The sequence below is a fragment of the Rhizobium sp. Pop5 genome (assembly GCF_024721175.1).
GTDB lineage: Bacteria > Pseudomonadota > Alphaproteobacteria > Rhizobiales > Rhizobiaceae > Rhizobium.
The window spans coordinates 1,255,310-1,273,565 of the sequence record NZ_CP099399.1 but is presented as its reverse complement, the minus strand read 5'-3'; the positions used below and the strand labels follow the sequence as shown (position 1 = coordinate 1,273,565).

At 60.4% G+C, this 18,256-nt stretch carries 14 protein-coding genes, 3 tRNA genes and 2 pseudogenes; 8 read left to right on the top strand and 11 right to left on the bottom strand.

Features of this window, described 5'->3' with window-relative positions:
* Positions 1–155 precede the first annotated feature (155 nt).
* From NE852_RS08390 to NE852_RS08370, 5 genes are all read right to left on the bottom strand, one after another.
* On the bottom strand, positions 156–1,049 hold the full coding sequence (locus NE852_RS08390; RefSeq protein ID WP_008521420.1) for an NAD(P)-dependent oxidoreductase: 894 nt from the start codon (positions 1,047–1,049) through the stop codon (positions 156–158).
* Between the two features lie 171 nt (positions 1,050–1,220).
* Positions 1,221–1,355 (bottom strand): hypothetical protein, encoded by a 135-nt coding sequence (locus tag NE852_RS08385; protein WP_008521422.1) that lies wholly within the window; start codon positions 1,353–1,355, stop codon positions 1,221–1,223.
* Positions 1,356–1,554: 199 nt separating this feature from the next.
* Positions 1,555–2,730 (bottom strand): elongation factor Tu, encoded by a 1,176-nt coding sequence (gene tuf, locus NE852_RS08380; protein WP_126924401.1) that lies wholly within the window; start codon positions 2,728–2,730, stop codon positions 1,555–1,557.
* A 253-nt stretch (positions 2,731–2,983) separates the two neighbouring features.
* A tRNA-Gly gene (locus NE852_RS08375) sits at positions 2,984–3,057 on the bottom strand.
* A 24-nt stretch (positions 3,058–3,081) separates the two neighbouring features.
* A tRNA-Tyr gene (locus NE852_RS08370) sits at positions 3,082–3,166 on the bottom strand.
* 202 nt (positions 3,167–3,368) lie between these two features.
* Here NE852_RS08370 and NE852_RS08365 point away from each other — a divergent pair.
* Together NE852_RS08365 and NE852_RS08360 are read left to right on the top strand one after the other, a co-directional pair.
* On the top strand, positions 3,369–4,259 hold the full coding sequence (locus tag NE852_RS08365; protein ID WP_008521433.1) for an RNA methyltransferase: 891 nt from the start codon (positions 3,369–3,371) through the stop codon (positions 4,257–4,259).
* 38 nt (positions 4,260–4,297) lie between these two features.
* Positions 4,298–4,990 (top strand): AprI/Inh family metalloprotease inhibitor, encoded by a 693-nt coding sequence (locus tag NE852_RS08360; protein WP_008521435.1) that lies wholly within the window; start codon positions 4,298–4,300, stop codon positions 4,988–4,990.
* Positions 4,991–4,997: 7 nt separating this feature from the next.
* On the opposite strand, the gene NE852_RS08355 is transcribed toward NE852_RS08360, so the two are convergent.
* The gene (locus NE852_RS08355; RefSeq protein ID WP_258156398.1) at positions 4,998–5,648 is read right to left on the bottom strand and encodes a hypothetical protein; all 651 of its coding nucleotides are present in this window, start codon (positions 5,646–5,648) and stop codon (positions 4,998–5,000) included.
* 298 nt (positions 5,649–5,946) lie between these two features.
* On the opposite strand from NE852_RS08355, the gene NE852_RS08350 reads away from it, so the two are divergent.
* Both NE852_RS08350 and NE852_RS08345 read left to right on the top strand, forming a co-directional pair.
* On the top strand, positions 5,947–6,105 hold the full coding sequence (locus tag NE852_RS08350) for a hypothetical protein (protein WP_008521538.1): 159 nt from the start codon (positions 5,947–5,949) through the stop codon (positions 6,103–6,105).
* 64 nt (positions 6,106–6,169) lie between these two features.
* Positions 6,170–6,307 carry a hypothetical protein gene (locus NE852_RS08345; protein ID WP_008521540.1) on the top strand — a complete coding sequence of 46 codons (138 nt, stop codon included), beginning with the start codon at positions 6,170–6,172 and terminating at the stop codon, positions 6,305–6,307.
* Positions 6,308–6,327: 20 nt separating this feature from the next.
* Here NE852_RS08345 and NE852_RS08340 read toward each other — a convergent pair whose 3' ends face one another.
* Positions 6,328–6,729 carry a hypothetical protein gene (locus NE852_RS08340; RefSeq protein WP_008521543.1) on the bottom strand — a complete coding sequence of 134 codons (402 nt, stop codon included), beginning with the start codon at positions 6,727–6,729 and terminating at the stop codon, positions 6,328–6,330.
* Between the two features lie 39 nt (positions 6,730–6,768).
* Positions 6,769–6,844 (bottom strand) — tRNA-Thr (locus tag NE852_RS08335).
* A gap of 208 nt (positions 6,845–7,052) precedes the next feature.
* Between NE852_RS08335 and NE852_RS08330 the strand changes: the two are divergent.
* From NE852_RS08330 to NE852_RS08320, 3 genes and pseudogenes are all read left to right on the top strand, one after another.
* Positions 7,053–7,827, top strand: a pseudogene (locus tag NE852_RS08330) (NAD kinase).
* 4 nt (positions 7,828–7,831) lie between these two features.
* Positions 7,832–8,341, top strand: a complete 510-nt coding sequence (locus NE852_RS08325) for a hypothetical protein (RefSeq protein WP_008521546.1) — start codon at positions 7,832–7,834, stop codon at positions 8,339–8,341.
* Positions 8,342–8,375: 34 nt separating this feature from the next.
* Positions 8,376–9,395: a dienelactone hydrolase gene (locus NE852_RS08320; RefSeq protein ID WP_008521548.1), complete on the top strand. Its 1,020-nt coding sequence runs from the start codon at positions 8,376–8,378 to the stop codon at positions 9,393–9,395.
* A gap of 55 nt (positions 9,396–9,450) precedes the next feature.
* On the opposite strand, the pseudogene prfB reads toward NE852_RS08320, so the two are convergent.
* From prfB to NE852_RS08305, 3 genes and pseudogenes are all read right to left on the bottom strand, one after another.
* Positions 9,451–10,583: pseudogene (gene prfB, locus NE852_RS08315) on the bottom strand (peptide chain release factor 2).
* A gap of 99 nt (positions 10,584–10,682) precedes the next feature.
* Positions 10,683–13,130 carry a penicillin-binding protein 1A gene (locus tag NE852_RS08310; RefSeq protein ID WP_258156397.1) on the bottom strand — a complete coding sequence of 816 codons (2,448 nt, stop codon included), beginning with the start codon at positions 13,128–13,130 and terminating at the stop codon, positions 10,683–10,685.
* 355 nt (positions 13,131–13,485) lie between these two features.
* The gene (locus tag NE852_RS08305; protein WP_258156396.1) at positions 13,486–14,745 is read right to left on the bottom strand and encodes an N-acetylmuramoyl-L-alanine amidase; all 1,260 of its coding nucleotides are present in this window, start codon (positions 14,743–14,745) and stop codon (positions 13,486–13,488) included.
* A gap of 623 nt (positions 14,746–15,368) precedes the next feature.
* Between NE852_RS08305 and NE852_RS08300 the strand changes: the two genes are divergently transcribed.
* Positions 15,369–18,251 carry a ribonuclease E/G gene (locus NE852_RS08300; protein WP_258156395.1) on the top strand — a complete coding sequence of 961 codons (2,883 nt, stop codon included), beginning with the start codon at positions 15,369–15,371 and terminating at the stop codon, positions 18,249–18,251.
* Positions 18,252–18,256: the final 5 nt, after the last annotated feature.

Below are 18,256 nucleotides of genomic sequence, written 5' to 3'. Positions count from 1 at the left end.
CATTCAACGCCCGGGCCAAGGCCCGCAAATCGCTGCCGAAAAGCATGGCGACCCTTTAAGACCACGGCACGGGATTGGCAAGCACGATTTTCGATTTTCAAAGCCATTCTCATCAGATGCAGGCAATGGCTTCTCGATTTCGTGGCCAAGGCCGGTCAGACCTTCACATACTTCCGCCAATCGTGCTCTTCCTTAAAGCCCAGCACCTCGCGGATCTTGTGGTTTGAGAGCAGGCTTTCATATTCGCCGATCTCGCGGGTAAAGGGCACGTTCGGATAGAATCGCCTTGCGAGTTCCCGCGACGGCGTATTGGCCGAAACGGTGTCGTTGGCGGCATTGAAGACCTGATAGCCCAATCCATCCTTTTCGATGCAGAGATGGCAGATCTGCCCGAGGTCGCGGGCGTCGATATAGCTCCAGGTGATGCGCTTGCGCATTTCGGGATTGGCGAAATAGGTCGGGAACCTCTCATATTCATGCGGCTCGATGACATTGCCGATGCGCAGCGCATAGATGTCGTAGCCCGAGCGTTCGGCAAAGGCGCGCGCCGTCTTCTCGTTGACAACCTTGGAAAGACCGTAGGAATCCATCGGGTTGACGTCGTAGTCCTCCTCAAGGGGGAACTGGTGGAAATCGCGATGGCCCTCGGCAAAGCAGACGCCGTAAGTCGTCTCACTCGATGCGACGACGATCTTCCTGATGCCGAGCTTCACCGCCGCCTCGATGACATTGTAGGTGCCCATCGTGTTGATGCGGAAGGTTTCGTTGTCTGGCTTGATCAGGATGCGCGGTATGGCGGCGAAATGCACGACGGCATCGAAGGGCTGCACGCCCCTGCCCGCATCAAGATCGGGAAAACCCCGATGCATCGACAGCGCATTGAAGACCTGGCCGCTGTCGGTGATGTCGGCGATAAGATTGGTAACGCCGGGGCTATCCAGCGGCACGAGATCGAGGTTGTGAACCTCATAACCGGCATTGACCAGCCATGGCACGGCATGGCGACCTGCCTTGCCCGAACCGCCCGTAAACAGGATACGTTTCTTCATGGAATATCCTCCGTGTCATGAAACCGGAGGCATAGTTAGACGCTTCCGCGCGAAGAGCAAGCGAGCGTCGTGCAAGGGGTTTACCCCCGCCTCGCCAAGAGCACCCTACCGGGAGCGCCTGGCCGATCATTTCCGATCATCGCAGAAGCCTGCGATGCCCTGCAAGGGTCGTCACTTGACGACGCTTACCTCATTGATCTGCACTCCGGCTGCCTGAACAACCTCTTGCGGAATTGCAGCGATGAAAAACATCGTGAAAACATACATTGCGAATATCGTCGCAACGAACGTGGCCTTTGGAATCATCCGGGCTCTCCTTTGCAAGAAGGAGTCTGGACTAAAATGGGTCATTCACAAACCGGTTTCTGAATGTGAGATGAACAAAATACTGTGAGAGGCCAGTTTAACGATATTTTTACAACACCTGTTAAACAGGCCGCAGGCATCAATAACGAAAAACCCCGCTGTTTCCAGCGGGGTTTCGCAATCGAGGACAATCCAAAGATTACTCGACGATGCTCGCGACGATACCGGCGCCGACGGTGCGGCCGCCTTCGCGGATGGCGAAGCGCAGCTTTTCTTCCATCGCGATCGGAACGATCAGCTCGACGGCAACCGTGACGTTATCGCCAGGCATAACCATTTCCGTGCCTTCCGGCAGCGTGACGATGCCAGTCACGTCCGTCGTGCGGAAGTAGAACTGCGGACGGTAGTTGGTGAAGAACGGCGTATGACGGCCGCCCTCTTCCTTCGTCAGGATGTAGGCTTCAGCCATGAACTTCTTGTGCGGCTTGACAGAGCCCGGCTTGCACAGGATCTGACCACGCTCGACGCCGTCACGGTTCACACCGCGAACCAGTGCGCCGATGTTGTCGCCAGCCTGGCCCTGGTCGAGCAGCTTGCGGAACATTTCAACGCCGGTCACCGTCGTCTTCGAGGTCGGACGGATGCCGACGATCTCGACTTCTTCACCAACCTTGACGATGCCACGCTCGACGCGGCCGGTCACAACAGTACCGCGGCCCGAGATCGAGAACACGTCTTCGATCGGCATCAGGAACGGCTGGTCGATCGGACGCTCAGGCGTCGGGATGTAGGCGTCAACCGCTGCCATCAGTTCGCGGATCGCGTCTTCGCCGATCTTCTTGTCGGAGTCTTCGAGAGCAGCAAGTGCCGAACCCTTGACAACCGGAATGTCGTCGCCCGGGAAGTCGTAGGACGACAGAAGCTCGCGAACTTCCAGCTCAACCAGCTCGAGAAGCTCGGCGTCGTCAACCTGGTCGACCTTGTTCAGGAACACAACGATCGCCGGAACGCCAACCTGGCGGGCGAGCAGGATGTGTTCGCGCGTCTGCGGCATCGGGCCGTCAGCTGCCGAGCAAACCAGGATCGCGCCGTCCATCTGGGCGGCACCGGTGATCATGTTCTTCACATAGTCGGCGTGGCCGGGGCAGTCGACGTGCGCGTAGTGGCGGTTCGGCGTCTCGTATTCGACGTGAGCCGTCGAAATGGTGATGCCGCGTGCCTTTTCTTCCGGAGCAGCGTCGATCTGGTCATACGCCTTGAACTCACCGAAGTACTTCGTGATCGCTGCCGTCAGAGACGTCTTGCCGTGGTCAACGTGGCCGATCGTGCCAATGTTGACGTGCGGCTTGTTGCGCTCAAACTTACTCTTTGCCATTTGAATGCTTCCTGTGAACGAAATGGTGGCCCCGGCGAACCGGTTTAGTGCCGCCGTTTAAGGCTTTCGGCGAAATTGCGCAAGACTTAATTGCAGACGCCATTCTTGGCGTGACAGCGCATATGGGAGACAATTCGCCGCCTACAAGGCGATTCGCCAAAACCTCCTCAAGAATCGCTGAAATCCCGGAGAAAACGGAGATATCCACGGATCATCGTCGCGGCGATCGCATGGATTATTCGAGGCGGGAAGCTGGAGCGGGTAGCGGGAATCGAACCCGCGTATTCAGCTTGGAAGGCTGCTGCTCTACCATTGAGCTATACCCGCGGGATGGTCAGATCCGATGACGAATGGTGGAGAGAGTTGGATTTGAACCAACGTAGGCTGAGCCAACGGATTTACAGTCCGTCCCCTTTAACCACTCGGGCATCTCTCCAGTTTTCGTCCGGATCTTGAAGACCAAGTTCGTCAGACTTCGAAGCGTTGCCGCCCGTCGTCTGCGCCGCGTATATGACCGGAGCATTTCAGTCTGTCAACACGATGACAACGGAAAAAACACGAAAAATTTCATTCGTCGCCGAAAGCCGGCACATGAAAGAGGGCCTATGCGGCGGCGAGTGCCCTGGCTATAAAGCCGCATGAGCAAAGATAAGAAATCCGGCGGCAAGACCGCGACAGACCCATCCGCCAAAGATACCCACTACGCCAATCTGCGGAGAGCCCACCGTGACGCCAAACGCGAGCGCGGCGAGATCCCGACGCCTCAACCGCAGAAGCGCAGACGCGGCGCCGAGGACTGGAAGCCGCCAGCGCTCGCCCCCGACCAGGTGCATCTCTACGGCCTGCATACGGTGCGCGCCGCCCTCGACAATCCCGAGCGCAAAAAGATCAAGCTATTCGTAACGCCGAACGCGCTCGCTCGCCTCGATATCGACCCCGGCACGCTCGGCATTCCCGTCGAGACCGTTTCACCGCAGGAGATCGACAAGGTGCTCGGCCCGGAAGCGATCCATCAGGGTGTGATGCTGGAAACACGGCCGCTGCCGATGCGCCGGCTCGAAGCGCTGAAGGACAGCCCTCTCCTGCTCGTCCTCGACCAAGTCACCGATCCTCATAATGTCGGCGCGATCATGCGCTCAGCCGTCGCCTTCAATGCGGGCGCGGTCATCACCACGCAGAGACATAGCCCGACCGAGTCAGGCGTGCTTGCCAAATCCGCCTCCGGCGCGCTGGAGCTGATACCTTATATACAGATCACCAATCTCGCCGATGCGCTCGGTGAACTCCACAAGCTTGGCTTCTCCACGATCGGACTCGATTCGGAAGGGCCGGCGCCGCTCGAAGGCACGTTCTCCGGCGAGAAGGTGGCTCTGGTGCTTGGCTCCGAGGGCAAGGGGCTACGGCAGAAAACTCGCGAGACCGTGGGCGCGCTCGCCCGCCTCGACATGCCAGGCGCAATCAAATCGCTGAACGTCTCGAACGCGGCGGCGATCGCGCTTTATGCGGCGCGGCTCTACTTGAAGGCATAAGCGGTCCACAGGCGGACCGGACAAAGGGGGGAATTGTCATGATCCGTTTCGTTCTTCGGCTCGCCGCTTCGGCGGCGACGCTGCTTGTCTGTGGCGCGGTATACGGGCAGGATATCGATCCCGATATTATCAAGGCGCAGGCCGGAACCTATCTCATTGCCCCTGATAGCGGTGCAGCCGGATGCCGGCTGACGCTCGAAACGGACATGGCGATCGGCGGCCATTCGCTTTCCGGTCAGGATTCCTGCACCAAGCCGCTGCCGGCGCTTGCCGAAGCCGCTGCCTGGAATTTCGACGGCAACGGCGGCCTCATCCTGCTCGATCCGACGCGCAAAGTGCTCGCCCGCTTCGTCGAGAACGAAGGCTCTCCAATGAAGACGGAAGACGGCATGCCGCTCCTGCTGCTCGCAGCGCCCGACGGGATCGATCGTCTGCCGACCTTCGGCAGCCTTGCCGGGACATGGACGATGCAGCGGCCCGACGGCGAAAAGCTCTGCGGCCTGACACTCAAAGGGGATGCCGAAGCGGGCGGCAATGCGCCGCTGTCACTCTCCGGTGACTGCGCCGCCAATGTCGCCAAGCTGAAGCTTGCAGTCTGGCATATCGAGGGCTTCGGCCTCACTTTGATTGGCCATGATGGTTCGTCACTTGCCTTCGACATGCGCCCTGATGGCAATTTCGACAAGTCGAAGCAGGAAGGCGGCAAGCCGCTTTCCCTCGTGCGCCAGTAAATCTCGATCAGCTCGGCGTCCGGCAGGCGGTCGTTCCGTCCATCGGCCTGCGCACCGTCTCACCCGCCGCATAAGACAGTTCGACCGGATAGACGATTACGCTCGGCAGTTTTTCGATTTCCTTGGCGTGCTCAGGACTGCGCCTCATCTCAGCTTTGTAAGCGCTGGTACAATCCGGCAATTGCTTCGGCTGCAGACCCGTGTCGGCGGCGATCGCCTTCGCGCAGGCAGTTCCCTGCAGATAGAGCGAGCAGGAAGCCGTGTAGACGCGGCGGAAATCGAGGGTCAGCTCCCCCTTCCCGCTCCTGATCGCGCCAAAACTTTCGCCTTCCAGGGAATCGTCTAGCAGCCGCTCGCCCGTCGCCGAATCATAGACGACGAAGGGCAACCCGCCGTTCCATCCATCCGCCGCACGGAAGAAGACGAAACCGGCGCTGACGCCCATCACATATCCCGCGGTGTCGTCCTCGATCACCCGCTCGCGCTCGCCCGCGCGCTCGCAAGGCGCGTCGGCGGCAAGCAGCACCAGCTTTTCGGCGCCGACCTCGCCGAGGTCGATCTCCTTAACGGTGAATGTGGAATAACGGCTGCAGGTGATCTTCGGCTTCGCATCTGGATTGAGTTCATCCCTGGGAAGCGCCACGACGTCCACTTTCACTGGTCTATCGAAGGGAGCCGCGCTATCCGATGCGCCGGCAAAAGATATGGACGCCGCAACAATGACCGATGTCGTGACCGCGCGCCTGCACATATTCCCCGCCTCCCCCGATGTTTTCGATATCTGTGACATGGTTTGAACCCGGGTGACAGATGCAAAACTGTGGGCGGCGATCGTCCAGCGCTTAGTCAAAACCGCGAGAGATCCATTTTTACCTTGGAAAGATGCTCTCGCGCACTATGATCGGCCGACGACCGATTGTCGCAATCGATCAGAGGCAAGGAGGAACATCCGCCCCATGGCCATTCGACCACTGATTTTCGGTGTCCTCTTCATCGCGGTCTTCGTCGGGATCATTCTCAGCATCATATGGGTGGACACAACGCATCCTGTCCACCAGCCCGATCCCCTATCGCCGACGGCGCCCGGCCCCGCGACGCCGGGAACGGCGCAATAGAACGGGCAGGAACGCGGACTGCGATCATGCGTTAATCCCGCAACCGAACGAGGATTAAACGCCTATGCGGATGATGATCGCCGTCATCGCCTTCATGGTCGCCTCCGTACTCAGCATCGTGATGATGTCGCCGTCTGGCGCCGGCCAGACCGGCAATGGCGACAGGATCGAAGCAAGCGTCAACGAACCTGTCACGCATTGAGGGCCGGCGGAGCACATGCCTTAGCCGCGATAGAACCGGGGCATCTCGCGATCGTCGTAACGCCACTCACGGCGCTCCCGCCAACCCTCGACACGCCACGGCCGCCAGTGACGACGCTCATACCGCCAGTCGGACGGACGCCACTCGCGGCGATCACGCCAATCCCGATCGTCACGCCAGTCACGGTCATCACGCCAGCGATCACTCCGCCAGCTGTCGTGGATTTGGACGATATCGGCTTGCGCAGAGACTGCCGGGCGGTCGACGGGCATGGCGCTTGCGGGCGCGATGGACGCGAAAGCCGCGCCAGCGGAAATGGCAGCGATCAGAACAATATGCGCGATCTTCATGGCAGGTTCCTCATTGACGATGAGGATAAGATGCACCGCCACGGCTGAATTGCCGCTGAAGCGGTGCTTCATGCGCCGTTCATCGAGACAACGCCAATCGCGGAATGAGGATGGTGCCCCCGGCAGGGTTCGAACCCGCGACCCCCTGATTACAAATCAGGTGCTCTACCAACTGAGCTACAAGGGCAATAGCTGCCCAACTAACAGATTCTGCGATTCTGTAAAGAAAAATCCATCCTCGGGCGACGGCGGAGTGCACCAAGAGCCAGCTATCGGCCGCTCACCCAATCTGTTGTCGTTGACGATTGGCGTCGAAGCGAAACCTCGCACTGCAAAAGTCCTTGTCGCACCAGCCCTTTATCCTTTAGCTAGAGCAGCTTCACAAAGGGCATCGCATGGGCCGTTCATTTCAGACGCTTTCCTTTCTCGCCTCGCCGACGATGGAGGCACTCGCAGCACGCGAAGAGTTGATTCAGCTCTATGGCGACGTGCCGGCGGAGAAAGCCGACGTCATCGTCGCGCTCGGCGGCGACGGTTTCATGCTGCAGACGCTTCATAGCACCATGAACTCCGGCAAGCTGGTCTATGGCATGAATCGCGGTTCCGTCGGGTTCCTGATGAATGATTACCGCACCGACCGGCTTCAGGAGCGCATCTGTTCTGCCGTCGAAAACGCCTTCCGGCCGTTGAAGATGACGACGGCCAATGCCGACGGCACCAACACCACCGCGCTCGCCATCAACGAGGTCTATCTGTTCCGCCAGTCCTATCAGGCCGCCAATCTGAGGGTCGTGGTGGACGGGCGCGTGCGCCTGGAAGAACTGATCTGCGACGGACTGATGGTGGCAACGCCTGCCGGGTCGACGGCCTATAATCTCTCCGCCCACGGACCGATCCTGCCGCTCGAGGCGCCCTTGCTCGCCATGACGCCGGTCAGCGCCTTCCAGGCCGCGACGCTGGAGGGGAGCGCTGCTTCCGAACAAGGTCACCGTCGATATCGATGTTCTCGAGCCGATAAAGCGGCCGGTGAATGCGGTGGCCGACAATACCGAGGTCAAATCGGTGCTGCATGTCCGCATCGCCCAGTCCGAGCATATGACGGCTCGTATCCTTTCCGATCCAGACCGCTCGTGGTCCGACCGTATTCTCGCCGAGCAGTTCAAGGATTGAGACGATGGCAATGCGACAGCTATTGATGACAACGGTTTTCCTTCTGGGATGGTCGGCCGTAGCAGCCCCGGCGCAGGATGCCATCCTGCCGGCATCGGTGATTTTTGCGACCAGCACCGGCTATTGGGAGGACGACGGTCACTCGCCTGCAGTCGAGCGGGCGCCCACAGGTGCCGAGGCCGCTGCCGATCCCGACGGAAAAACCGTGAAGCGTCACGGCTACTACAAGCTCTTTGCCGTCCGCCAGCCGGACAGGACCTCGAAGCTCTATCTGCAGCAGATTGCCCAGACCGCGACCGATCCGGCTGTGGTCTCGACCATCGAGCTGCAGGAATTCAGCGACCTGAAGCCTTATGTCACCGATATACGTCCCGAGAATTCGAACGGTCTGATCAAGGAGCCGGGGCTCTTCGCCACCGTCTATCTCAAGACCGATCCCGCGGCGGAACCCGATGGCTGGACCGTGCTGATCGACGAATTCGGCGACATTACCGTCGAGAAGGCGACCAATTGAACAGCGAGGTCCCGTTCGGAGAGGCATCCGGGAGATGAAGCTCGGCTTTCGCGACGGCGTCCTCTACGACGAGAAAAGGCCGAACTGGAACTCCGACGGCCCGAGACCGATCAGTTGGTCCCTCTGGTACCCCGCCGCTGACGAGGCGGAGGAAAGTGATTTTCCGGAGAGAAGCTGGTTCCAGAAAGCGGCGGTCGCACGCGATGCGCCCATTCGGCCCGCAGCGGGGCCTTATCCTCTCGTTCTTCTCTCGCATGGAACCGGCGGATCTGCCGCCGGGCTGGAATGGCTGGCGCGACGCCTGGTCCATCGCGGATTTGCAGCGCTCGGCGTCAATCATCACGGCAATACCGGAGGCGAGCCCTATCGCGCCGAAGGCTTCGCCTGCCTTTGGGAGCGGGCGCCTGACCTCAGCCACATGCTCGATCATTCCAGCGACTGGCTGGGCGACCTTTCAGACCATATCGATCTATCGCGTGTGTTCGCCGCAGGATTTTCGGCCGGCGCCTACAGCGTGATGCTGTTGCTCGGCGCCGTCGCCCAGTTCTCGCAATTCGAACCGTCGAGGCTGAAGCCGGGCGGTCCGCGCGGCCCGAGGGAATTTCCCGATCTGGCCGATCACATTCCGACATTACTTCGCACCAGCGCCGTGTTTCGCGACTCATGGTCCCGCATGTCATGGTCCTATCGAGACGCGAGAATCAAAGCCGCGCTCGTCTGCGCGCCCGGCCGATCCGTTCTCGGTTTCAGTGAAGAAAGCCTGAAAGCCGTCGATTCGCCCGCCCTTATCCTGGTCGGCGATGCCGACAGTGCGGCGCCAGCGGAAGAATGTTCATCATGGCTGCATGCACGGCTGAAACGCAGCGCTCTTAAAATCCTCGGCGGCGGTCTTGGACATTACGTCTTTGTGCCCGAAGGCACCGGTCTTGGCCTTGCCTTTGCGGCAGAGCTTTTCACCGATCCCCCGGGCATCGAGCGCGCAGCCATTCATGACACGGTTGCCGATCTGTCGGCAGCGCTGTTTCAAGGCACCGATATCGGCGCGACGGCCTGAGCAAAAGAAAAGCCCCGTTACCGGGGCCTTTTCGTCTCGATCTTGCTTTTATCCGTCAATCGACATCGTCGACAACGGCATCGGCGGCACCACTGATGCGATGGGCAAGGGCCGCTTCCATGAACTCGTTCAACTCGCCGTCGAGCACATCGTCCGGCGCTGTGCTGGCGACACCGGTGCGTAAATCCTTGACCAGCTGGTAGGGCTGCAGGACGTAGGAGCGGATCTGATGGCCCCAGCCGATATCCGTCTTCGAGGCGGCTTCGGCGTTTGCAGCCTCTTCCCGCTTCTTCAATTCGGCTTCGTACATGCGGGCACGCAGCATTTCCCAGGCCTTGGCGCGGTTCTTGTGCTGCGAGCGTTCCTGCTGGCAGGCAACGACGATGCCCGTCGGAATATGCGTGATACGCACTGCCGAGTCGGTCGTGTTGACGTGCTGACCGCCGGCGCCCGACGAACGATACGTGTCGATACGGCAGTCGCTTTCGTTGATCTCGATGTTGATAGAGTCGTCGACAACAGGATAGACCCAGATCGATGAGAAGGACGTGTGGCGACGCGCGTTGCTGTCATAAGGCGAGATACGCACGAGGCGGTGCACGCCCGACTCCGTCTTCAGCCAGCCATAGGCGTTGTGGCCCTTGACGAGCAGCGTCGCGGATTTGATGCCCGCTTCTTCACCGTCGTGGACTTCGAGAAGCTCGACCTTGAAACGCTGACGCTCAGCCCAGCGGGTGTACATGCGCAGAAGCATGTTCGCCCAGTCCTGGCTTTCGGTGCCGCCGGCGCCGGAATGGACTTCGAGATAGGTGTCGTTGCCGTCGGCCTCGCCGGAGAGCATCGCTTCCACCTGGCGGCGCGCAGCCTCGGCCTTCAACGCCTTCAGCGTGTCCTCGGCCTCCTTGACGATGCCTTCGTCGCCCTCTTCCTCACCGAGTTCAATCAGCTCGATATTGTCGTTCAGCTGCTGTTCGAGCTGCCCTGACGCCGGTAATGCCGTCATCGAGCTGCTGGCGTTCGCGCATCAGCTTCTGCGCTTCGGTGGCGTCGTTCCAGAGGTTCGGGTCCTCTGCCTTATTGTTCAACCAGTCCAGTCGTCTTATCGCCTGGTCCCAGTCAAAGATGCCTCCTCAGCAGGGTGATAGCCTGCTTGGTTTCATCGACCACGTTTTCGATTTCAGCTCGCATTTTCCTGCTTCTCTGTATCGGTCTTATCAAGTGCTGGTGACATAGAGACGCCTGCGGCGGATGTAAAGAGCCGCTATAGACGTCCAAATTCGACGGCGGTCAGAAGAGGCCGGGCGTGCCGGTCTGAACGGCCTGGTTGGCCTGCGGGGAGGTCTTCAGTATCTCGTCGGGAGCCATGGTGCTGTCCATGCCGATGACGGAGAAGCTGTCGGCTGGGCCGGTACCCGGCTTGAAGGCCTCGATGATGGTGTTCGGATCGCCCTCGACAGCGGCCATGCCGGTCTTGCGGTCGATCGGGATCAGGTTCATGCCCGGCGGGATAACGAACTTCGATTCCGCCATGTCCTTGACGGCAGCCTGCATGAATTCATTGAAGATCGGCGCGGAGAGACCGCCGCCGGTGCCGCCGCGGCCGAGCGGGGCCGGCGTATCGAAGCCCATATAGAGACCAGCGACCAGATCCGGCGTGAAGCCGACGAACCAGGCGTCCTTCTCGTCGTTGGTGGTGCCGGTCTTGCCCGCGACGTCACGACCGCCGAGATCGACCTTGCCGGCGGCAGTGCCGCGCTGGATAACGCCCTGCATCATCGAGGTGATCTGGTAGGCGGTCATCGGGTCGAGGACGGTTTCACGGTTATCGACGACATTCGGCTCTTCCTGATTCTGCCAGTCGCCGGCATTGCAGCCCTCGCAGAGACGCTCCTCATGTTTGAAGATCGTCTTGCCGTAGCGGTCCTGAATGCGGTCGATCAATGTCGGCTTGATCTGCTTGCCGCCATTGGCGATGACCGAATAGGCCGAGACCATGCGCAGCACCGTGGTATCGCCGGCGCCGAGCGACATGGAGAGAACCGGCAGCATGTGATCGTAGATGCCGAAGCGCTCAGCATATTCGGCTACGATGTTCATGCCGAGATCGTTGGCAAGGCGCACGGTCATCAGGTTGCGCGAGTGCTCGATACCCGAGCGCAGCGTCGACGGGCCGCCGACTTCACCGCCGTAATTTTCCGGCTTCCAGACCTGGCCGCCCGAGACGATCTCGATCGGCGCATCCATGATGACGGAAGCCGGTGTATAACCATTGTCCATCGCCGCAGCGTAGACGAAGGGCTTGAACGAAGAGCCCGGCTGACGCATCGCCTGGGTCGCGCGGTTGAATTCGGACTGGCCATAGGAAAAGCCGCCGACCATGGCGAGCACGCGGCCGGTCTTCGGGTCCATGGCGACGAGACCGCCCTGGACCTTCGGCGGCTGACGCAGACGATAGGAAGTCGACGCATCGTCGCCGAGCTTCTCGACATAGACGACGTCACCGGGAGCTACCGCGCCGACCGGCGATTTCGTGGTCTTGCGGGAGCCGTCCGATGAACGGAAAGCCCATTGCATATTCTTGGCGTCGATCGTGCCCCGTTGACGGTCGGTCCCTACCTTGCCTCTCCCGTCCTTGTCCGGTTGCAGGCCGATATCGACGTTGCTGTCGGAGACGGCGAGCACGACAGCGAGTTGCCACTCCGGCACGTCGGAAAGAGCGGGAATATCGGCAAGTGCCTTGCCCCAGTCGCCACTTGCGTCGATCTGGCTGATCGGGCCGTGGAAACCACGGCGCTCGTCATATGTGACGAGGCCGTCCTGCAGTGCCTTGCGGGCTGCAAGCTGCATCTGCGGATCGAGCGAGGTTCGCACCGAAAGGCCGCCTTCATAGAGGGCCTTTTCGCCATACTGGTCGATCAGCTGACGGCGTACGGCTTCGGCGAAATAATCCGAGGCAAAGAGCGAGGGGCCGGAACTGCGGACCGTGACGCCAAGGGGCTGCTTCTTGGCTTCCGCGCCATCGCTCTGGCTGACATAGCCATTCTCGACCATCCGGTCGATCACCCAGTTGCGGCGCGTGATTGCGGCTTCGGGATGGCGGAAGGGATGGTAGTTGGCCGGTCCCTTTGGCAGCGATGCGAGGTATGCCGCCTCGGCAATCGTCAACTCGCTGACAGACTTATTGAAATAGGTAAGGGAAGCGCTGGCGACGCCATAGGAATTGAGGCCGAAGAAAATCTCGTTCAGATAAAGCTCGAGAATCTTGTCCTTGCTGTAGGCCTGTTCGATGCGGAAGGACAGGATCGCTTCCTTGGCCTTGCGCTCCATGGTCTGTTCGCTCGACAGCAGGAAATTCTTTGCCACCTGTTGCGTAATGGTCGAACCGCCCTGCGTCGGACCGCCGGTCAAATAGGCGACCACGGCACGCATGAAGCCTGTGACATCGATACCCGGGTGTTGATAGAAATTCTTGTCTTCGGCCGAAAGGAAGGCTGCCTTGACGCGATCGGGCACGGCCTGGATTGGCAGGAACAAGCGCCGCTGTTTGGCATATTCGGCCATCAGCGCGCCGTTGCCGGCATGGACACGTGTCGTGACCGGCGGCTCATAGCTGCTCAATACGGCATAGTCCGGAAGATCCTTCGTCACGCTCGCCAGATAGACGGCAACAACAGCCGCGGCGCCCAGGAATCCGACGCACGCTATTCCGAAGAAATATCCAAGAAGTCTAACCATATTTTTTCAGCTACCGGTATGTCTAATCATTAGATCGGCGCAGCCGCACAATCGCACAGATCATGTCTCTTTGCACGCTGCGGGGCTTACCCCATGCGCGTTGGCGCTACAAGCCGATTTCGTCTCACTTATTGCGAAACACATAGACCGGAGTAACGGCGCGAATGTGAGGAAAATAGGGCTCTGCCCGCCGCATTCACGGTTGTGCCTGCGTTTCATCGGCAGTGTCGCATCCGAGCAACGCCCTCCCCTTCGGCACTCAGGAAAGGTTTCGCTCAGAATTTGATTCACGCGATGCGCCTTAGCATTTGTTTTTGCACATGTTGCTGCTGCCAACCGCTCGGCAAATGGGGCATCAACCGCCATTCGCCATGACGGCGGCGCGGTATCGCTTGACTGCATCGGTCAGGAGATCGGCGATCTTGCCGCGCCAGGTCTCATCCAACAGCCGTTTCTCGTCATCGGCATTCGACAGGAAACCGAGTTCGAGAAGGATCGACGGCACATCAGGGGCCTGCAGCACGCGGAAGCCGGCATGGCGGTGCGGATTGTTGATCGTGCCAACCTGATCCCTGAAGGAATTCAACACGCTTTCGGCGAGTGAAATCGAGAAGGCCTGCGTTTCGCGCCGCGTCAGGTCAAGCAGGATATCGGCGACTTCGGGCGGCTCGGCAACCGTTTCCTTGCCGGCAATCTGGTCGGAGAGATTTTCGCGTTCGGCAAGGTCGGCGGCGAGTTTGTCAGAGGCCTTGTCAGAGATCGTATAGACGGTCGCGCCACGAATATCCTTCTGTTTCAGCGTGTCGGCGTGCAGCGAAATGAAGAGGCCGGCATGGTTCTGACGGGCAATCAGCACGCGCTGCGAAAGCGACAGGAATTCGTCGTCCTCGCGGGTCAGGAAAGCCTTGATGCCGGGCTCCTTGTTCAGCCGGTCGGTCAAAGCCTTGGCGAAGGCGAGCGTCACCTGCTTTTCCTCGGTCTTGGTGTCGACGCCGATCGCACCGGTATCGATGCCGCCATGACCGGCATCGACGGCGATGACGAAATCGCCGGGAGCAGTCTTCTCCGGCGCCGGAATCGCGCTCGTCGTCTCAGCCGCTTCGGCCCGATCATTCCAGGATTGCGTCCTGACCAATTCGGCAAAAGCCTGCTTGTCGATCATCTCGGCCTCGAGAACGAGGCGATGGCCCTTGCCGGCCTCGTCGGCCTGCACCTTCGCGAGCGCCAGCTTCACCGGGCTTGCCGCCGTCAGCACGATACGCGCGCTCTCCTCGTCCATCTTGCCGTAGCGGATATCCTTGAAGAGGCCGCGGGCGGCGAGATCCTTCGCCGGAAACCCGAAGGCGGTCGCCGGCAGATCGACAACGATGCGTTCCGGATTGGCGATATAATGGACGGAGAAACGCGGTTCGCGGTCGAAATCGATGACGATGCGTGTTCTGGCGTCATCGCCGATAATGCGCGCGCCGTAGGCAAGCAGCGGATCTTTCGTTTGCGCGGAGCCCGCGACCTCAGGCAGGAGGCAAACGGCGACGAGCGCCGCAGCCAGAACCCGCCTTGCGAATGTCGATCGCCGCGTTGCGGATTTCGCCGCGATCCGAGCCCTCTTAAACAATAAACCGCCACACCCTATTTATATCGCGATGGACCAGCCATGACGAAGGCTGACGCCCAGGAGCGAAACACCTTTGCCGCCTGCCGAATCGCAACCGCTTGATCCCCAGCTTCTATGCGTTTCGAAATCCATCAATATTATGGCACATTTGGCTTTTCCCTTGCTATTGTAACAGAGAAAACATACAACGAATTTTAGGGTAGAAGTGCTGACGGGATAGAGTCGCCGCAAGGCTGCCAGCCAGATCAGGACCTGGCGCCACATCGGTCATCGTCCGCCGTCTCATGCGCTTCAACCCCAGAACTGGATCCTGATTTTCCGGCTTTTGTCGGAACTTCATTGGTGGATCAGCCACCACGCTCTCAGGGAGCAAACTCATCGGACCCAAAACGGGTCTTCGTATTTGTCGATCACGCTTGGTTGTTGATGGTTTCGCAGCAGGTTTTATCTGAAGTCTACAGGCCCCGGACCGAAATGGTTCCGGTTGCGGTCTGGCTGCTGCTCTCCTCTTCGCGCCAGGCGCGACTTTCATTATCCGGCGCGGCCACGGTGGACCGCATTCTTTCTGTTTTAACAGCAGTCGGGAATGCGCTCTCGCGGCCACGCCGAGGAGCACAGCTTACATGGCAGACAAAATGCTTATCGATGCGTCTCACGAGGAAGAGACGCGCGTCGTTGTCGTTCGCGGGAACCGCATAGAAGAATTTGACTTCGAGTCGCAGCACAAGAAGCAGATCCGCGGCAACATCTATCTCGCAAAGGTAACGAGGGTCGAACCCTCGCTGCAGGCCGCCTTCGTCGATTACGGCGGCAACCGGCACGGCTTCCTGGCCTTCGCCGAAATCCATCCCGACTATTACCAGATACCCCTCGCCGACCGTCAGGCGCTGCTTCGGGCCGAAGCCGAAGAGCACCGGCGCGACGAGGACGTCGAACACGTCGAAACCGCGCCGATGGTCGACCTTTCGACCCAGGACCAGCCGGATGTCGGCATCGTTTCGGCCGAGGCACCCGAACCGGCTGCCGCAGCGGACGAGGCAGTGACGGAAGAAGTTGTCGCAGCGACGGAGGTCGTAACTTCGCCTGAGGCCGCCGAGGAGGCGCCCGCGAAGAAGGCAAGACCGCGCCGCAGCCGCAAGAAAGTCGCCGAAACGACTCCGACCGAGGATGCCGTTCCCACGGATGTCGAAGCGGAGGGTGCTTCGAACGTCGACAACGAAGATGACGGTTCAACCGGCGGCACGATGGCGGCGATGGTTGAAACCGACACGATCTCCGAGGATATCGACACCAACAAGCGTCGCCACGACGATGACGACGATGACGACGATCACGGCGAAGAGGAAGTCATCGAATCCGTCGGCGCTGAAGACGCCATGGAAGAGGTGCCGGATCGCGTGCAGCGCAAGCCGCGCAAGCAGTACCGCATCCAGGAAGTCATCAAGCGCCGCCAGATCCTGCTCGTACAGGTCGCCAAGGAGGAGCGCGGCAACAAGGGTGCAGCGCTCACCACCTATCTTTCGCTCGCAGGCCGCTACTCGGTTCTGATGCCGAATACGGCGCGCGGCGGCGGCATTTCCCGCAAGATCACCAATCCGCAGGACCGCAAGCGCCTGAAGGAAATCGCCCGCATGCTCGAAGTGCCGCAGGGCATGGGCGTCATCCTGCGCACGGCCGGTGCGAACCGCACCAAGGTCGAGGTGAAGCGCGACTTCGAATATCTGATGCGTCTGTGGGAGAACGTGCGCACGCTGACGCTCGCCTCCACCGCTCCCTGCCTCGTTTATGAAGAAGGCTCGCTGATCAAGCGTTCGATCCGCGACCTCTACAACAAGGATATCGGCGAGATCATCGTTGCCGGCGAGGAAGGCTATCGTGAAGCGAAAGACTTCATGAAGATGCTGATGCCGAGCCATGCCAAGGTGGTTCAGCCCTATCGCGATATCCACCCGATCTTCTCGCGTTCCGGTATCGAAGCTCAGCTCGACCGCATGCTGCAGCCGCAAGTGACGCTGCGTTCCGGCGGTTACCTGATCATGAACCAGACGGAAGCGTTGGTTTCGATCGACGTCAACTCCGGCCGCTCGACGCGCGAACACTCGATCGAGGACACAGCTCTCCAGACGAACCTCGAGGCTGCGGAAGAAATCGCCCGCCAGCTTCGCCTGCGCGACCTCGCCGGTCTGATCGTCATCGACTTCATCGACATGGAAGAGAAGCGCAACAACCGCGCCGTCGAGAAGAAGCTGAAGGAATGCCTGAAGAACGACCGCGCTCGCATCCAGGTCGGCCGCATCTCGCATTTCGGTCTGCTCGAAATGTCGCGCCAGCGCATTCGCGCTTCCGTTCTCGAATCGACGACACAGGTCTGCTCGCATTGCGGCGGTACGGGCCACGTCCGTTCGCAGTCCTCCGTCGCCCTGCATGTGCTGCGCGGCATCGAGGAATATCTGCTGAAGAACACGACGCACAACATCACCGTCCGCACGACGCCCGATATCGCCCTGTACCTTCTCAACCACAAGCGTCAGACGATCGTCGATTACGAAGCTCGCTTCGGTGTCGCGATCATCATCGATGCCGACGGTTCGGTAGGTGCGCAGCACTTCGCGATCGACCGCGGCGAAGCCGTGGAAAACCCGGTCAAGATCGAAAGCCTCTTCAACTTCGCAGCCATTCCCGAGGATGACGACGACGATATCGTCATCGAGGCGGATGAGGAGGAAGACGAAGAGCTCGAGGAAAAGCCGGCCGCTGCCGAACGTGCCGCCACAGTGCGCTCGGAAGGCGAAGGTGACGGCAACCGCAAGCGCAAGCGCCGTAGGCGCCGTCGCGGCCGCAACGGCAATGCCGAGCAGCCGGCATCCGCTGCAGGTGAAGCCGGTGAGGAAGAGGAAGACGGCGAGGACGAAGGCAGCGAAGGCGATGAAAACGCCGCCGCTTCCCCCGAAGCCCGTGCTGAAAGCGAGGAATCGCAGCGCCGCAAGCGCCGCCGTCGCGGCAAGCGCGGCGGCCGCCGCAATCGCGCCGAAGACGGTTCCGAACTGACGGCCGGTGAAGCCGGCGAAGGCAATGGTGGTGACGAAGACGAAGGCGACGATGCTTCGGATGACGCTGCTCCCGCTGAAGCCGAAATCGTCGAGACGATTGCTGAACAGGCCGGCGAAGGCCAGGCCGCAGCGGCCGTCGAAGGTGCGGCCGTCGTCGCCGAAGAGGTGAAGCCCGCCCGTGGCCGCGGCCGCCGCAAACCCGCCGCGGCACCGGTCGAAGAACCGGTAGCGGAAGAAGTAACCGCACCCGCCGTCGAAGCCGAACCGGAAGTGGTCGAAGCCTCTGCCGATCTCGGAGGGTCTGCCCAGGAAGAGGCAAAGCCGGTTCGCGCCAACCGCGAATCCAACATCTCCTCGTCCGAGCCAACGGTGAAATCCACTCGCAGCGAAAATGGCGACAGCGACGACGGCAAGCCGAAGAAAGCCGGCTGGTGGCAGCGCCGCGGCTTCTTCTGAAAGCT

Bases quoted from the DNA above. Each gene is read 5' to 3' on its own strand.
- NE852_RS08390 (WP_008521420.1), bottom strand. From the start codon at position 1,049: ATGAAGAAACGTATCCTGTTTACGGGCGGTTCGGGCAAGGCAGGTCGC.
- NE852_RS08385 (WP_008521422.1), bottom strand. From the start codon at position 1,355: ATGATTCCAAAGGCCACGTTCGTTGCGACGATATTCGCAATGTATGTT.
- tuf (WP_126924401.1), bottom strand. From the start codon at position 2,730: ATGGCAAAGAGTAAGTTTGAGCGCAACAAGCCGCACGTCAACATTGGC.
- NE852_RS08365 (WP_008521433.1), top strand. From the start codon at position 3,369: ATGAGCAAAGATAAGAAATCCGGCGGCAAGACCGCGACAGACCCATCC.
- NE852_RS08360 (WP_008521435.1), top strand. From the start codon at position 4,298: ATGATCCGTTTCGTTCTTCGGCTCGCCGCTTCGGCGGCGACGCTGCTT.
- NE852_RS08350 (WP_008521538.1), top strand. From the start codon at position 5,947: ATGGCCATTCGACCACTGATTTTCGGTGTCCTCTTCATCGCGGTCTTC.
- NE852_RS08345 (WP_008521540.1), top strand. From the start codon at position 6,170: ATGCGGATGATGATCGCCGTCATCGCCTTCATGGTCGCCTCCGTACTC.
- NE852_RS08340 (WP_008521543.1), bottom strand. From the start codon at position 6,729: ATGAAGCACCGCTTCAGCGGCAATTCAGCCGTGGCGGTGCATCTTATC.
- NE852_RS08325 (WP_008521546.1), top strand. From the start codon at position 7,832: ATGGCAATGCGACAGCTATTGATGACAACGGTTTTCCTTCTGGGATGG.
- NE852_RS08320 (WP_008521548.1), top strand. From the start codon at position 8,376: ATGAAGCTCGGCTTTCGCGACGGCGTCCTCTACGACGAGAAAAGGCCG.
- NE852_RS08310 (WP_258156397.1), bottom strand. From the start codon at position 13,130: ATGGTTAGACTTCTTGGATATTTCTTCGGAATAGCGTGCGTCGGATTC.
- NE852_RS08300 (WP_258156395.1), top strand. From the start codon at position 15,369: ATGGCAGACAAAATGCTTATCGATGCGTCTCACGAGGAAGAGACGCGC.